General features: G+C 31.3%; 14 protein-coding genes. 2 read left to right on the top strand and 12 right to left on the bottom strand.

The features are described 5' to 3' along the window. Nucleotides 1-466: 466 nt before the first annotated feature. The 11 genes from M890_RS0106115 to M890_RS0106065 all read right to left on the bottom strand — a co-directional run bounded on the left by M890_RS0106115 (nucleotide 467) and on the right by M890_RS0106065 (nucleotide 14,465). Entirely contained in the window at nucleotides 467-1,150 is a 684-nt protein-coding gene (locus tag M890_RS0106115) for a hypothetical protein (protein ID WP_028282685.1), read from the bottom strand. 21 nt (nucleotides 1,151-1,171) lie between these two features. Further along, nucleotides 1,172-2,143, bottom strand: coding sequence for a DUF3078 domain-containing protein (locus tag M890_RS0106110; protein WP_028282684.1), 972 nt, complete (start codon nucleotides 2,141-2,143; stop codon nucleotides 1,172-1,174). 23 nt (nucleotides 2,144-2,166) lie between these two features. Continuing rightward, entirely contained in the window at nucleotides 2,167-3,345 is a 1,179-nt protein-coding gene (locus M890_RS0106105) for an AIR synthase related protein (RefSeq protein WP_028282683.1), read from the bottom strand. A 91-nt stretch (nucleotides 3,346-3,436) separates the two neighbouring features. Beyond that, nucleotides 3,437-4,924, bottom strand: a complete 1,488-nt coding sequence (locus tag M890_RS0106100; protein ID WP_028282682.1) for a carboxypeptidase regulatory-like domain-containing protein — start codon at nucleotides 4,922-4,924, stop codon at nucleotides 3,437-3,439. 40 nt (nucleotides 4,925-4,964) lie between these two features. Continuing rightward, on the bottom strand, nucleotides 4,965-6,452 hold the full coding sequence (locus tag M890_RS15820; protein ID WP_036597236.1) for a CsgG/HfaB family protein: 1,488 nt from the start codon (nucleotides 6,450-6,452) through the stop codon (nucleotides 4,965-4,967). Nucleotides 6,453-6,469: 17 nt separating this feature from the next. Then, on the bottom strand, nucleotides 6,470-6,868 hold the full coding sequence (locus M890_RS0106090; protein ID WP_028282681.1) for a curli production assembly/transport component CsgF: 399 nt from the start codon (nucleotides 6,866-6,868) through the stop codon (nucleotides 6,470-6,472). Between the two features lie 10 nt (nucleotides 6,869-6,878). Further along, nucleotides 6,879-8,039, bottom strand: coding sequence for a CsgE family curli-type amyloid fiber assembly protein (locus M890_RS0106085; protein ID WP_028282680.1), 1,161 nt, complete (start codon nucleotides 8,037-8,039; stop codon nucleotides 6,879-6,881). 40 nt (nucleotides 8,040-8,079) lie between these two features. Next, complete coding sequence (locus tag M890_RS0106080; protein WP_028282679.1) at nucleotides 8,080-8,592, bottom strand: hypothetical protein; 513 nt, start codon at nucleotides 8,590-8,592, stop codon at nucleotides 8,080-8,082. Nucleotides 8,593-8,730: 138 nt separating this feature from the next. Further along, complete coding sequence (locus M890_RS0106075; RefSeq protein WP_028282678.1) at nucleotides 8,731-10,671, bottom strand: beta strand repeat-containing protein; 1,941 nt, start codon at nucleotides 10,669-10,671, stop codon at nucleotides 8,731-8,733. Between the two features lie 479 nt (nucleotides 10,672-11,150). Then, a complete protein-coding gene (locus M890_RS0106070) occupies nucleotides 11,151-12,086 on the bottom strand; it encodes a hypothetical protein (protein WP_028282677.1) in 936 nt (311 codons plus the stop codon). A 192-nt stretch (nucleotides 12,087-12,278) separates the two neighbouring features. Further along, a complete protein-coding gene (locus tag M890_RS0106065) occupies nucleotides 12,279-14,465 on the bottom strand; it encodes a glutamine synthetase III family protein (protein WP_028282676.1) in 2,187 nt (728 codons plus the stop codon). A gap of 188 nt (nucleotides 14,466-14,653) precedes the next feature. Here M890_RS0106065 and M890_RS0106060 point away from each other — a divergent pair, with 188 nt between their 5' ends. Continuing rightward, complete coding sequence (locus M890_RS0106060) at nucleotides 14,654-15,673, top strand: glutamine synthetase beta-grasp domain-containing protein (RefSeq protein WP_028282675.1); 1,020 nt, start codon at nucleotides 14,654-14,656, stop codon at nucleotides 15,671-15,673. 88 nt (nucleotides 15,674-15,761) lie between these two features. Here the strand turns inward: M890_RS0106060 and M890_RS0106055 are convergent, their stop codons facing one another. Beyond that, nucleotides 15,762-16,703, bottom strand: a complete 942-nt coding sequence (locus tag M890_RS0106055) for a calcium/sodium antiporter (protein WP_028282674.1) — start codon at nucleotides 16,701-16,703, stop codon at nucleotides 15,762-15,764. 183 nt (nucleotides 16,704-16,886) lie between these two features. Between M890_RS0106055 and M890_RS0106050 the strand changes: the two genes are divergently transcribed. Further along, on the top strand, nucleotides 16,887-17,246 hold the full coding sequence (locus M890_RS0106050) for a BlaI/MecI/CopY family transcriptional regulator (protein WP_028282673.1): 360 nt from the start codon (nucleotides 16,887-16,889) through the stop codon (nucleotides 17,244-17,246). Nucleotide 17,247: the final 1 nt, after the last annotated feature.

Genomic DNA, 17,247 nt, shown 5'->3' with positions numbered 1-17,247 from the left:
TTAAAATTTAAGTAGAAAAACAGGAGCCATTTAATTTTTAAAAACAGAACTATTACCATGGTTTAAGTCATACTATTTTTAAAAGACCACGTGTAAGATTACTAAAATAATAACTTATTATTTACGTTTAAAAACTATGACAAATCAATTTTTGGTCATAATTTACTACTATCGCAATTTTGCATTATCCTCTTTTGGGATTAACCTTTTGTTGTTAATCACCAACAGTTCTAATTTAGGATACGTATTAATTACTAAACTGTTTTTAACTTTTATACTCTTGTATATTGTAAGTAATACTGATAAAACTAAAGGGTTATTTTTATACAAGAAATTAAACATTTCCAACTTTAAACTATTTGGACTACTATATGCAATTGATGCTATTATTAGCATTTGTTTTTTTAGCTTGATAAATCCATTTTTATAGATAGAATTTATCAAATCAGAATTATACTAATAATAATTAATTGTATTTAATTTCTGCTTTAGAAGTAAAAAACAAATAATAACCTAAAGTCATAAATCCTAAAAAATATAGAACCCTTTCAAAGTAAAAGAATATATAGGCTTCAAAAAAATTGGCTATAAAACCACTTAAGTCTGTAAATATGAATAAAAACGTAAATGCAACAAAATAGACCGCTTTGTCTGAGTCGTTACAAAAGTAAAACTTAGCAGCTAATGCGCCAGAAAACACGCAGACCATCCAATACAATTGTATTGATAATAACTGACTATATTCTAATAAAGTTGATATTTCTGATACAGCTTTATAACCTATTAAAATATTAATTATAACTACGGTTATAAATAATCCAGTGATGCTATTACCAAGTTTTTGATGTCTAATTTTTTTATATAAATTAATACATAACAGGAAGAACGCTGACATTTTAATAACCGAGTAGATTTCAATAATAAATGGTTGGTTATAATACAAATCAAAAGCATCTGCCACAATTAACAAACAAATAAAAGCAATAAGGTTTTTATCTTTTATTTTATAAAAAACAAATAATAATAAAAATAGAATGCTTGAAGCTAGTCTAACAATTTGACTGTAGAAAAAATCCACAAAAACTATCGAAGCTATATTTATTATAACAACAAGTAGTGTGAAAATTCTTATAGCTTTTTTAGTTTTCAATAATTCTATTTGATTATAATTTTAAAAATCGACAATCACACCAATTCCTAAAAGTTGTTTCCATTGTAATGAGGCTCCACGTTCTGCAAATTCGTCTTCTATTTCTGTTTCTTCAATAATTTTAACATCATTGTCGTATCTAAGGTGAGAGCCTAAAGTAGCTTTTACAAAGTCATTAACCTTAAAATCAAAAACCACTTCCCAATCTACGTCTATATTACCAAAACTATTTAAATAATCGGTATATAAACTGACTCTATTTTTTATATAAATATTTTCTAAAACTTGGGTTTCATATGAGTTTGTTACTAAAACACCCATTTCTGTCCTTACATTTTCACCCTCTACTACTTTATTACCTAATGCATCAAAAATGGCAGGAGTAACACCAAAAGAGCCTTTATCTGCTAATTCTTGATCTAAAACAAAGGTAGCTTTAAAAGTTAATGGCGACATATAGAATGATAGCTTTTCAATATTTTTACCATACTCTACACCACCACCAATAAACAAATAACCTGGTGCCATAAATCTTGAGATAGCATTGTCTCTATTTGGATAATTATAACCATTGGCATATTGCGTTTTAAAATTAAAACGACCAGAATAATACCAATTTGTTATGGTGTCTTTTCTAAAACCTAAAGTTGAGATTAACTCTAATTCGTCTTCTGTTTTTCTTAAACGTTGGTTTTCTTGTTTGTTAACACCATAACGTGTTCTGACCTCATTAAACCAAATTAAGTTGTTTTTTTTATATCTTAAACTAGATTTTATGGCTAATAAAGCTGAAATCGAATTTGCTCCACCAGCATTCCAGTTAACAAAAGTGACTTCGTTTATATCTAACCCTACTTTGTTTAATTGCTTCCACTTTACTGTGTCTAAAACCTTAACTGGTTGCTCTGAGTTTTGCGGATTTACTGATTGTTCTGATTGACCAAATACACTGTTTACACAAAACAGTAAGCACATTAGGATTACGCCTCTCATATCTTCTAATTTATCATTTTTAATTAATAAATAAACGTTCCGTTTTGACTTTCTATTGTAAGCTTTTTAGAATCTGACGCTTCTACACGTCCAATTACCTGAGCATTAACATTGTATGATTTTGAAATTTTAATTATGGATTCTGCTATTTCTGGTGACACATAAAGTTCCATTCTATGTCCACAGTTAAACACTTGGTACATTTCTTTCCAATCTGTTTTAGATTGTTCTTGTATTAATTTAAACAATGGTGGTACTGGAAACAAATTGTCTTTTACAATATGAAGATTATCTATAAAATGAAGGATTTTTGTTTGTGCTCCTCCACTACAATGCACCATACCGTGTACTTCTGTATTATTAAACTTAGATAATATTCCTTTTATTATTGGTGCATAAGTCCTTGTTGGTGATAATACTAATTGACCAGCGTCAATTGGTGAATCTGCTACTTTATCTGTTAATTTTACTTGTCCAGAGTACACTAAATCTTCTGGTACTGAGGCATCAAAACTTTCAGGATACTTCTTTGCTAAATACTTACTAAATACATCATGTCTAGCAGAAGTTAGTCCATTACTTCCCATGCCTCCATTATAGCTTTTCTCATAAGTTGCTTGACCAAAACTTTCTAGACCAACTATGACATCTCCAGCCTTAATATTTGCATTATCAACAACGTCGCTTCGTTTTATTCTTGCTGTAACTGTAGAGTCTACGATAATTGTGCGGACTAGATCGCCTACATCTGCAGTTTCTCCTCCTGTACTATGGATTGTTACTCCAAAGGTTTTTAAATCCTCTATAAGCTCTTCTGTTCCATTAATTATTGCTGAAATAACTTCGCCTGGAATTAAATTTTTATTTCTTCCAATAGTTGAAGATAGCATGATATTGTCTGTTGCACCAACACACAACAAATCATCAATATTCATAATTAATGCATCTTGTGCAATCCCTTTCCAAACAGAAATATCACCTGTTTCTTTCCAATACATATAGGCTAAGGATGACTTTGTACCAGCACCATCTGCATGCATAATTAAGCAATACTCTGAATCGTTGGTTAAATAATCAGGTACTATTTTGCAGAAAGCTTTAGGAAATAAACCTTTATCAATGTTTTTAATTGCGTTGTGTACATCTTCTTTAGAAGCTGATACACCTCTTTGACTGTAGCGTTTAGAAATTTCGGAACTCATTGTGTTGTGTTAGACTACAAAGATATTTATAAATAAAAAGCACACAAGTAATATGTGTGCTTTTCTATTTAAAATGACATAATGTAAGTATTTACTTCCAATCTGGCATTTTTGCATTTTCTAAAAACAGGGTTCTATCATTAGTAGTTAATATATCGATTACTACTATGTTTTTTTGCGATAATCCATCATTTGATGTATTAACAAAAATAACCTGAGCTTCATTAGGTGAAAATTTTGGATCTAAATCATTTGTACCTGCAGGTTTTGATAATGATATATCATTAGACACAAAAGTAGAAGTGTCATAGATAAAGATATGATTATCTAACTGTCTGTAATCTGTATTTTGATTACCAGAAATATCATACGTGTATAATAATTTAGTACCATCAAAAGAAAAATCTAAGCCTCCAGCTGCACCACTTACTGCTTGCATAACGTAGTTAAAAATTGTTCCTGTATCGCTTAGCGTATAAATTTCAATATTATAACCAGAAGCATTGTTAGTTTTAATGGCAAGTCGTTGGGTAAATTGATTCCAATCAACCTCTGTTATAAAATTACCATTTAACGTTTGATGTATTTGTGTTAATCCTGATCCATCTACATTTATTTGATATAACTTATCAAAATTTGGAAATACTAACTTGGTATTATTATCCTTCCACTCAAAATCCAGTTCTTCCAAATTAAATCCATTAACTGCAATACTATTAGTAACCTGCGTGATGTTAGACCCATTGAGGTCCATTGTGTAAATATGAGTTTGCCCTCCATTTGTCTTTAAAAAAGCTAATTTATCAATTCCACTTGCTTTTCTTGGTCTCCAACTATTACTACTTGAAGACGTTAATTGATACTCTACACCATCAGGATCTGCAGAAAATATAACGTTGTTTCCATCAATTTTTCTGGTGAAGAAAACTCTGTTGCTTGGAAACTCAATGGTTTTAAAATTAAAAGTTTCGCTTAAAACTGCATCGTTAATATTGTCTGAAGCTGAAACTTGCCAAAAATACTTAATTCCATAATCCAGTCCTGTAACAGTTAAAGTGGTATCTGTTAAATCTGTAAAATTTAACACCTCAGAATTTTGGTCGTTTAAAATTTGGACTTCATAAGTTAATTCATCTTCTTCCGGATCTGTACCAACCCAAGTTAAATCTACAGTTAAAGTTTGATTTATTGCGTTATTAGCTGGTGTCACTAGTATTGGCGCATTTGGCGCGTCATTATTTGCAGTTTCTATATCTAGCTCAAAAATAACGTTGACATCATTATCCTCAGTCACTGTAGCAGATTCAAACTTTGATAAATATCCCTCTTTTTGTGCCTGCACAGAATAAGTACCTACTGCAACGTTGTTAATTACAAAATCACCAGTAGCGTTTGTAAAGACAATACTAGAACTAGGATTTGTAGATACTCTTGTATTTTCTAGAGGTACATTATCTCCTTTTGATACTACTTTTCCTGTTATTTGACCCGTTCCGCTAAAGGACACTTTGTCTTCACTACAACTTACTATTGTTGCTAGTATGAAAATTAAACTTATATATTTTGAAAATGTCTTCATCTGTTTCTCTTATTTAAATGTTAAATTAAAATTTAACAGATTAATTATCTTTAATATTTTGACGTGCCGACTTATTTTTCTCTTGCATCTGTCTTCTGTTTTCTTTTTTAAGCGCTTTTAATTCTGCTTTTTTAAGTCGCTCTAATTCTTTACGTTGATTAAATTTAGTATTTGGTGTAGATAAATAAATATTAACACCTAACCCAAAACGATAAAACATATCGTCAATAGATCCAGATACAACACCATCCAACTTATCTGAAAATACTAGGTTATGCTCTCCAAAAACATATACTCCTAGGTTATCTTTTACTAAATATTCTATTCCTAAACCTGCTTGCAATTTAGGTTCTATGGTGTTAAAATAATCCAATGCGTTTGTACCAATACCTCCAAACAAGTATGGTGTTAAGTTGTCAAATGGTAGGATTTTATATTCTAGGTTTAAATCAAAGGACATAAACCCGTCATTAAACAATTCTTTATTTTCTAAATTAAATTTATTGAAAGAAACATCTAATGCTAAATATGGATTTAATTTACGTTTTAATCCTAATTTACTATTAAAAGCTAGTTGTGGATTAGCCAAATCACCATTCATTAACGTACCTCCTAATGCAGCAGACACAGCGTAGTCACCTCTTCGTTCTGTTAAAAAACGATCATATAACTCTGTAGTAATAGCTTCATCTTTTTCAGAATCATAATCTTCTATAAGTTTAGCTGTAGCTTCCTCGCTTAATCTAGGTAACCATAACTCATCTTTAATTCCTTCTATAATTAAAGCTTCAACAGCTTTTTCAATAGCCTCTTTCATGGCTAATTGCACAGGTTCATTCTTAGTAAAACCTATTTCAGTCTCTAATAGTCTTTGAAACTTAACGTACTTAAACAGATTTGCAGATACTGCTTGAGATAAAATTGTTTTTGATATATATACTGTTTTTAATACTCTACCACTAGATGTAGATACAGCTCTTAAATATACTGTTATCCTGTCTTGTCTATATTGTGTTGAAGTACCAACCCCTAAATATCTTGCTCCTGCACCACCTGTTATAATATTAGTATCATAGGATATTACACCTCCTTCTAATAATATTCCTGCATACAGTAATGGAGGCAAATTAGGTTCGTTTGGGTTTTGGTTTTTTCGATATTCGTCACGTGTAGATCTAATTATATTCCTTTCGTTTAAAAGGTTTCCTAGATTTTCTCTTTCAATAACTGTAAACCACTTTGAGTCTTCTAACGCTTTACTTAACATGGTCGTACCTCCTTGAGAGACAGCTGTACTAAATGTACTTCCGTTTTCTACAGCTTTATATTGACCTGTTTGGTCTTTAAAGTTATAAACTCCTGCTACCACAGGTTCTTGAGGTAACGGAAACTCTTTTAACTTTTGTGTTACTGGAGATGTTTCTCCAATCCTAGCTCGTTCTTGCTTATAAGGCTGATTAAAAAAAGCGCCACAACTGGTTAATAATAAAAATAATATGACTGCAAATGCAGATCTATAATTTAGCATGATGGATAGTTAAATGGTTAATTTGGGACTATAATTTGTGTCTGCTCTCCAGTAGCTGTATCTAAGATATTAATGACTAGACCTTCTGCAGAGTCATAAACTTCTAGTGCTAAACTACCAAAACTAAAATTTCCTTCCTGTAGACCTTCTCCTAATTGTGTTTGAAATAAAGATCTAGATAACTGACTAAGTATTTGTCTATTTAAATTTTCGGAAAATGCTGCTAAAGAGCTATCATCATCTGATTGGTTTGCTTTTGGGTCTGTAAAGGAATTTTGAGCGTTGGCTGAACTTAATAACCATTGATAGTTAAAAGTATCTCCTCCAAAAGCAGGATTTATGGGTTTATAAGATAATTGTTGACCAACACAGAAGTAGCTAGCCGAGAAAATTAAAATTATTAGTAATTTTTTCATGTCTAAAAAGTTAATAGCGTTTAATTGTTTTAGATTCGTTTTCAAGTTTTTTAAAATGTTTGTATACGTTTATAATCGCGTAATCATTCATTTTAGTTAAATACTCAAGACTAGGTCTTACAAAAAACGAAAAAATCTCATCATCTCCAACTATAACTTCTATTTTCGTGTTTCTACCTAATGCTAATACCTCCTTGATAGTCACTACTTTATTTCCGTTAATATTGTTTTGAGTGTATAAAGAATAAAATAGCTTGTAGAAGTCCCTACCTGGTTTAGTTTTTGTGTCTTCAACGACAATACCTTTTAACTCTAAACCATCTCTTTTATCCCTATTAACGTCTTTTGAGTTTGCCTGTTCCTCAGTTAATTTTTCTAATAATTTTTGTTTGTTTTCTATATCCAAATTAGACTTATCATTGTAAACCACTCGATCTTGACCTATCAAATTATTATCTAAGTCATAAATTAGCATAACGCAAATAACTGGCTGATCTCCAACACTATTAAATGATGCCTCAGCTAATTCTATTTTTTGGTTGGCAGATATAATAAAGCGTTGTTTTTTGTCTTCAAGAAGATTATCAACGCTTTCTTCTTTATCAAAAACCATTAATTTAAATATTAAGCTTTTTGTGATTTCAGTTTTATTGAAAGCTGTAGCTTTTATGGTTGTAAAATCATTTTGTTGAGCAGTTTCTATTTTAGCCTCAACTTCATTATTTACTAATTGCGCAGAAATTTTGACACTAATGTCTTCAATTTTTTCTGCTATATTTTTTTTAATAGTAAGAGTATTATCTTCATTATCGTTATATACGATTCTATCCTTACCAATAATATTATCTGTAGAATCAAAAATTAAAAGTAGAATTATCACTTTAGTCTCTTGATCGAAATTAATAGATGTTGTTGACAAATCTTTTTGCTGATCTGCATTTAAATCTAGTTGTCCGCTTTGCTCGTTTTTAGATTTATTTTGATTTTTATCTGTTTTAAAAACAGATAGTTTGTAAGATATACTTTTAGACAACTGCATTTTATTAATTGCAACGCCCTTTATATTAATAATATCATTGTCTTGGGTCACTATTAATCTTGCCTCTACTTGCGTGTTATAAGATTGCGAGTAAGCGTTAATAGCAAAAAAATAGACAATAATTAAAACCATTGTTTTTTTGAATTCACATAAAAACATAATGGCTTATTTTTTAAAAATTTCTAATAATGATAGATTGATCTTGTCCTTGCATAGAAACTTTAATTTTTTCTGATAAAGAATTTGATCCAAACATGGTTAAATTTTGGTTATTCCCAGTTTGATTAATCGTTGTGTTTTTTATATCTGTTTTAAAAGGACTGTAATCAAAAACTGAATTATTATCTCCATTTTGTATTACTGTTTCAACAATTTTTGTACTATTAATATCCAGTACAGTAAGATTATCGTTACCGTTTTGGATTATATTAATATTACTCTGTGTAGATCTTGTTACACTTACCGCATCATTATTATCTCCTATTTGAGCAATAAAAATTGCGTTGTTTGATGAAGTTGAATTTAGATTTGCAGCGCTTTGATTAAGTAAAAAGTTTTCTTCTGATGCCTGAGTATTAAAACCAGACAACTCATTATCTTCTAAAGTTTCAAAAGTTTGAGCAGCAAGAATATTACTAGATATAAAGATTAAGGCAACTATTAAAATTTTAAATATTGTTTTCATAGTCTTAGTCTTATGTTTTAACTGTGTTACTACATGTAAGTTATAAAATAAATCTGTTATAAAAAGTATAAGAGCAAATTAATGCTCTTATACCTTATAATTATTTTAATAAATAATCTATTTTACAAAAGCTTATGCTTAGTCATTTTGAGTTACAGAAGAAGAGTTTCCGTTTCCAATTTGATCCACAGAACTTGAATGAGTTGTTCCGTTTTGATCTACTATACTAGAATTAAAATTTCCTTGTTGATTAACATAACTATCGTGCATAAAACCGTCTTGATCAACAATACTATTATTTAACAATCCGTTTTGAGTTACGTTAGATAAATGTAAGTCTCCCATTTGTGAAACCGAACTATTGTTAGCAGTACCATCTTGATCAACGTATGATTGATTATCGTTTCCAGTAGAAGTCACTTGACTTTGGTTTCCTGTACCGTCTTGAGCAACTACAGAGATGTTAGTGTTTCCTGTTTGAGAAACAGAACTACTATTAGCATTTCCATTTTGATCTACATCAGAATCGTTATCGTCACCTAATTGAGTTACAGCTGATCCATTATTGTTTCCTATTTGATCTACATAAGACTCATTAGTGTTACCTATTTGAAAAGTTGTTGCAGTGTTAGCATTACCTTGTTGATTTTGAGTAGAAATATTAGAGTTACCTTGTTGAATAGAAAGTGCGTAGTTGAAATCACCAACTTGATCAATATCACTATCATTCATATCTCCATATTGTCCTGCTCCACCATAATTATCATTACCTGTTTGACTAACATCTGCAAGATTAGAATCACCAATTTGCTCTGCTTGACCCCAGTTATCATTTCCTAATTGAGTAACTGCAGCTGTATTCATATCACCTGTTTGCCAGATATCTGAGTCATTATTATTCCCATCTTGGTCAGCGTCTGCATCATTACTATCGCCATCTTGATCTACTAAAGAGTCATTCATATCTCCATTTTGATCAACACTAGCGTCATTCATATTTCCATCTTGATCAACATCAGAAATGTTCATATCACCAGTTTGGTCAACATCACTAATGTTCATATCACCAATTTGGTCAACATCACTAATATTAGATTCTCCATCTTGGTCAACATTAGAATCGTTATCGTTTCCTGTTTGTGTAACTGAAGAATCATTTCCTCCTCCTAAATCATTGTCTTGACTCACATAAGACGTATTATTGTCACCATTTTGATCAACAACACTTGTGTTGTTATCTCCTGAATAACCTTGAAAAACATCTGAATCGTTTCCGTCACCATCTTGATCTACATCAGAAGTGTTAAAATCTCCCCATTGGTCAACATAAGAATCGTTATTATCTCCTGTTTGATCTACATCAGATAAATTACTATCACCATCTTGCCATACAAATGAATCGTTATCATCTCCTGTCTGAGTAACAGTACTAATATTAGAATCTCCTACAGTACCTTGCCACACAGTAGAGTCATTGTTATTACCATCTTGAGAAACATCAGAATCATTTAAATTTCCAATTTGCTCAACTTCTGAATTATTTCCAGAACCTCCAAATTGATTTACTAAAGATGTATTATCATCTCCATCCTGCTCTACTGTACTGGTATGAGAACCATCACCTGCTGTACCATAACCTTGGAATACATCAGAATCGTTTCTATCACCATCTTGGTCAACAGTACTTGAGTTACTGTCTCCCCACTGATCTGTGTAAGAGTCATTACTATCTCCCGATTGATCAACGTCACTTGCGTTTAAGTCACCATCTTGCCAAGTAAAGTTATTGTTTAAATCTCCTGTTTGATTAACTGCAGAAATATTATCATCCGACAAACCATCTCCTCCTGGTCCTCCACCAGTTTGGCGAGTCTCATTAGTGTTAGAAGTTCCGTTTTGATCTACTGTAGAAATGTTATCATCTCCGACTGAATCTACGTCAGAGTCATTGGTCATACCAGTTTGCATTACAGTTGAAGCATTTCCGCTTCCGATCTGGTCTACATCACTGTTGTTTGATTGTGCAAACATCATTGTTCCACACATTAGCGCAGCTGCGCTGAAAAATACTTTTTTCATGTTTAAATATATATTGATTAATAGCAATTCAAAGATAAAGAATTTATTCTCTCATAAAATTTGATTACCAAAAAAACAAGTGTTTTTAACTATATATTCGTTAACAACCGATATTTAAACGTTAAAACGCACGTATTTAAAAGAATTTTCCTACAAGATTTACAGCTTAAAAAATTAAGCTAAACCCTTAATATACTTGAACATACGTATAACTACGTAGAAAAAAATAGGCGAAAAACTAAATTTAAACAGCATTTCATTATACCGAAGACTAAATATCTAATCCAACTTAATAATCAAGCTTAAGCACATTAAATAAAAACTAATTAACAACTTAATTTTTTAAAATATTACACCCATTAAAATTGATTAACTTATGCACGACTTAAAGTGAAATGAAGAATTAATTTTACATTTAAACACAAAAAAAAGAGGACTCTTTGAAGAGCCCTCTTTTAAAGTAAATTACTTTATTTATACTAATCGTTTTGAATTACAATAGATATGTTTGAATCACCTATTTGATCTACATCACTCATATGTGTATTACCACCTTGATCAACTGTACTTGCATTAAAATTACCAGATTGATAAACATCACTTAAATGAGAAAGACCAATTTGACTTACCATACTACTATTAGAGTTACCTAATTGCAACGTTGCAGAATCGTTTTGATCACCATCTTGTATAGTAGAGGCCATATTATTATTTCCTGTTTGACTTGTTGTTTCAACATTATCATCTCCATCTTGTGATACATAAGAATCGTTTAAATTACCTATTTGATCAACTAACGAAGAATTATTAATACCTACTTGAAAAACTCTAGATTCATTATTGTTACCAATTTGATCTACATCACTAAAGTTATCTCCTCCAGTTTGTTTTTGGTTAGAAAAGTTTCTGTTTCCAGCTTGCGTCAAATAAGCTGTATTTCCTGCCGATTGATTAGGTACTGCATTTTGATTTTGTCGTCCTACATTTCTGTTTCCGTCTTGATCTATATCTCCAAAATTATTATCATAACGCTGGATTTGAACCGATTTGTTTCTGTTACCAAATTGATTTGTGTATGCAAAATTATCTTCTGCAGCACTTACACCTTGATCTATCCTAGCATTGTTTCTATTTCCTTCTTGATACACATCACCAAGGTTACGATCTCCAGCTTGTTTTACTTTTGATTTGTTTAAATCTCCTAATTGAAAGACATCAGAATCGTTAGCCTCACCACTGTTTGGGTTACTTGGGACAGAACCATATTGATCGACATCTGAATCATTGTTTGCTCCTTGTTGGAACACATCAGAATCGTTGGAAACACCTGATTGATCGACATCACTTACGTTAGATTGTGCGAACAACATTGTCCCACACATAAGCGCAGCTGCGCTGAAAAAGACTTTTTTCATTTTGAATATAAATTGATTAATAGCATCTCAAAGATATATATTAAATGCTTTCAAAAATGGTAATACCATAAAAATCAGCGTTTTTAAACCAACTATTCGATAACATTGTAATTTTATCGGACGAACAGGTTTATGAAACACAAAAAAAGCCTCAATAGTAATTGAGGCTTTTTTTTACAATTCTTTAGGTATTTATTTAGTAAACAACAACTCTCTATACTTAGTTAAAGGCCACAACTCGTCATCCACTAATAATTCAAGCTTATCACAATGGTATCTAATATCATCAAATAATGGCTTAACTTTATTACAGTAAGCTAATGCTTTAGTTTCTATGTTTTCATCTTTATTAGACTTCTTTCTAGCTTCTGTCATTTTTGTGACGTTAGAATTTATAGAAGCTATATGCTCTGAAATTTCTTCAATTAAATTAAGTTGTTCTTTTGCTAACTTTTTAAAGTCTGCACCATATATTTCTTTTAACCCTTTTACATTTTTAATTAATACGTTTTGATACCTAACTGCTGTTGGAACAACATGATTACGTGCTATATCTCCTATTACACGACTTTCAATTTGGATACGTAGCACATACTCTTCCATTTCTATTTCATAACGTGCTTCAGACTCCACCTTATTCATTACTCCTAAATCTTCAAATAACTCCAATGTCTTTTTAGACACTTTAGCCTTTAATGCTTCAGGTGTTGTTTTATTATTACTTAAACCTCTTTTTTTAGCTTCTTTCTCCCATGCTTCACCATAACCATTACCTTCAAACAAAATGTTTTTAGACTGTTTGATATATTCTCTTAAGACATTAAAGATCGCATCATCTTTTTTCATATCCTTTTTATCAATCAAAGCATCTACTTCATTTTTAAAGTCTATTAATTGTTTTGCAACAATACTGTTTAAAACCGTCATTGGGTTTGCACAATTGGCAGTAGATCCAACCGCTCTAAACTCAAACTTGTTCCCTGTAAAGGCAAAAGGAGACGTCCTGTTACGATCTGTATTATCTAATAATACGTCTGGTATTTTACCAACCACATTTAGTTTTAAATCTGTTTTTTCTTCTGGAGACAATTTACCATCAGTTACGTTTTCTAACTCGTTTAAAGTTTTAGTTAATTGATCTCCTATAAAAACAGATATTATTGCTGGAGGCGCTTCATTAGCTCCTAATCTATGGTCGTTACTAGCAGATGCAATAGCTGCACGTAACAACTCTTCGTTATCATAAACTGCTTTAATTGTATTTATAAAAAAGGTCAAAAACTGAAGATTACTCATTGGCGTTTTTCCTGGACCTAATAAATTAACTCCTGTATCTGTACTTAAACTCCAATTATTATGTTTTCCTGATCCATTTACACCTGCAAAAGGTTTTTCGTGAAATAAGACTTTAAAATTATGTCTATCTGAAATTTTATCCATGACATCCATTAATAATGAATTATGGTCGACTGCTAAATTAGCTTCATCATAAATTGGCGCTAATTCAAATTGATTAGGTGCCACTTCATTATGTCTTGTTTTAACAGGTATACCTAATAACATACATTCGGTTTCAAGATCTCTCATAAAAGCCATAGCACGATTTGGTATTGTCCCAAAATAGTGATCATCTAACTGTTGTCCTTTAGCTGGAGAGTGCCCTAATAATGTACGACCTGTTTGTACAATATCTGGTCTTGACATTGCCAAATCACGATCTATTAAAAAGTATTCTTGCTCCCAACCTAATGATGCATTCACTTTTTTAACATTTTTATCAAAGTACTTACACACAGCTACAGCTGCACTATCTACAGCTTGTAATGCCCTAAGCAATGGTGTTTTATAATCTAAGGCTTCACCTGTATAAGACACAAAAACGGTAGGAATACACAATGTTGTACCATATATAAATGCAGGAGATGTTGGATCCCAAGCAGTATAACCACGCGCTTCAAAAGTGTTTCTAATACCTCCATTAGGAAAACTTGATGCATCAGGCTCTTGCTGCACCAATTGTCCTCCACCAAATTTTTCTATTGCTAATCCACCTCCAATCGTTTCAAAAAAAGCATCATGCTTTTCAGCTGTTGCTCCTGTTAAAGGCTGAAACCAGTGTGTATAATGTGTTGCTCCTTTTGAGATTGCCCACTCCTTCATTCCCGTAGAAATATGGTCCGCAACTATTCTATCAATTTTTTTTCCTAGTTTAATTGCATCATTAACACTTTCAAAAGCTTCTTTTGTTAAGTATTGGCGCATAGTTGACTCATTAAAAACATTGCTTCCAAAAATTTCTGAACGTCGTTGCTTTTCTTCAATTACAACTGGTTTTCGTTTTAATGATTCTTTGATGGCATGAAATCTTAATGTTGACATATTATCTTTTTTAATTAATTGAATTACGAATTTACAAAAATTAACACTCTTAAAATATGATACCCTAAAAAAAATAGGGTTATTAACATTCTTTTAATAAAATTGTTATTTACACCCATGTTTTTTAATGGGTAGATTCAAATTTATTTTATATTTGCCACAACATATAACTAAAATGAGTTTTTATCATGAGTAAATCTAAATTAGAATACATCTGGTTGGATGGATACTTTCCAACACAAAACATGAGAAGTAAAACTAAAGTTGAAAACGACTTTAGCGGAAAATTAGAAGATTGTCCAATTTGGTCTTTTGATGGATCGTCTACTAAACAAGCTTCAGGAGGCTCTTCTGATTGTCTTTTAAAACCTGTCGCAATCTATCCAGATCCTGCAAGAAGAGATGGATACTTAGTAATGACTGAAGTATTAAATGCAGATGGAACACCACACATATCTAATGGTAGAGCTACTATTGAAGATGAAGATGATGACTTTTGGTTTGGTTTTGAGCAAGAGTATTTTATTATGGATACTAAAACACAATTACCTTTAGGATTCCCAATTGGAGGTTACCCTGCACCACAAGGTATGTACTATTGCTCCGTAGGAGGGAAAAACACTCATGGTAGAGATTTAGTAGAAGAACATGCAGATTTATGTATTGACGCTGGCTTAAACTTTGAAGGTATCAACCAAGAGGTTGCATCTGGACAATGGGAGTTTCAATTATTTGCTAAAGGTGCTAAAAAAGCTGGAGATGAAATCTGGATTGCAAGATACCTTCTTGACAGATTAACAGAACAATATGGTTATTATATAGAATACCACCCAAAACCATTAGGCAAAGATATGGATTGGAATGGTTCTGGTATGCATGCTAATTTTTCTAACTCTGTACTAAGAACTTGTGGTAGCAAAGAAACTTACGAGAAAATTTGCGAAGCTTTTAGACCAGTTGTAAAAGAACACATTGCTGTTTATGGAGAGTTTAACGATCAACGTTTAACTGGTGACCATGAAACTGCATCCATAAACGATTTTTCATATGGTGTTTCTGATAGAGGCGCATCAATACGTATTCCAATTATCACAGTTGAGAAAGGATGGAAAGGTTGGTTAGAAGACCGTCGTCCAGCATCTAATGGTGATCCATACAAAATAGCAGGTCGTATTATTAAAACTGTAAAATCTGCTAATATTAATTAATATTGATTACATAGTTAAATCCATTAAAAAACGCTTTCTTATAATAGAAAGCGTTTTTTTTTATCTTAATAAGATTAAGTAGCATTTATTAACCATTAAAAACAAGTATTATAAAAACTGCATAAATTAACACCAATCCAAACCCTTTAATTTTTCCAATCTCATGCTGCTTAGGCAACAATCCTAGTACTAAAACTAAAGCTGCAAAAATTAACATCCAAAATATATCTCTGGACAATATTAAAGACTCTGTTACAGGGATTGTCTTTATCATAGATGTTAAACCTAACACTGAACCAATATTAAAAATATTAGATCCTATTAAATTTCCTAAAGAGATTGCTTTTTCCTTTTTAGCTGCTGCAATAACAGATGCTGCTAACTCAGGCACGCTTGTACCAATTGCAATCATGGTTACACCAATAACAGCCTCGCTTACACCCAAGCTTGTTGCTATTTGTGTAGCGCCTTTTACTAACCATTCACTACCAAAATATAAAGCTGCTGCACCTATTAATAACCAAATACCAATTTTAAAGTTAGACACTACAGCTAAAGTATCATCCACTTCCTCTAAATCATCTGTAGATTTTTGAGTTTTAATTAAATATATTATAAACACAATTAATCCAACAAAAAGCACTAAACCTTCCACAGCAACTAATTGGTTATCATTCCATAAAAAATAATATAATGCTATTGAAAACAACATCATTACTGGCCATGTTAACTTATAAAAGGATTTATCTATCGCAATTGCGCCAACAATAGCAGTTATACCTAAGACCAAACCAATATTAGCAATATTAGATCCAACTACATTATTAATAGCAATTGCAGGCGACCCTTTTAATGCTGCTTGTAAACTAACTAATAATTCTGGCGCAGAAGTCGCAAAAGACACGACCGTCATACCAATTACTATTTTAGAAATATTAAGCTTAAAAGACATGGCTACAGATGATCGCACCAAAAACTCTCCTCCTACCACTAATAACACAAAACCTAAAATAAGATACACTACACTCATAAAAATATAATTTTTGCGAAGATACATTTTGCAAACATCAAAAAGAATTAGGACTTAATTTTTTTCGCTGTAGCGGAAAATCATTATTAATAAAACTAAAAAAATAGTTAAAAAACTAACTTTATAGTTGTATAACTATTTTATTAGTTATGTTTACATTAAATTTGAAATAAACAATTGATTATGCAAAAGTTAACCAACAAAGAAGAAGAGATAATGCACATTTTATGGAAGCTTGAAAACGCTTTTGTTAAAGATGTCATGGCAGAAATAAAGAACGACAAACCACACTATAACACCTTATCTACTATGGTTAGAAATCTTGAAGAAAAAGGTTATGTTAGTTACGAAGCTTTTGGAAAAACCCATCGCTACTACCCTATTATTTCAAAAGAAGCCTATCGAAATAAGTTTATGAATACTGCAATCGACAATTACTTTAATAGCTCTTATAAAAATGTCGTTTCGTTTTTTGCTAAAGAAGAAAAAATTAGCGTTGAAGAGCTAAAAGAAATTATTCGTTTAATAGAAAATCAAGATTAAT

It is taken from the genome of Olleya marilimosa CAM030, assembly GCF_000518485.1.
In the GTDB taxonomy this organism is placed as follows: Bacteria; Bacteroidota; Bacteroidia; order Flavobacteriales; family Flavobacteriaceae; genus Olleya; species Olleya marilimosa.
The sequence above is the reverse complement of the archived record's forward strand: the minus strand, read 5'-3'. Positions and strand labels throughout refer to the sequence as shown.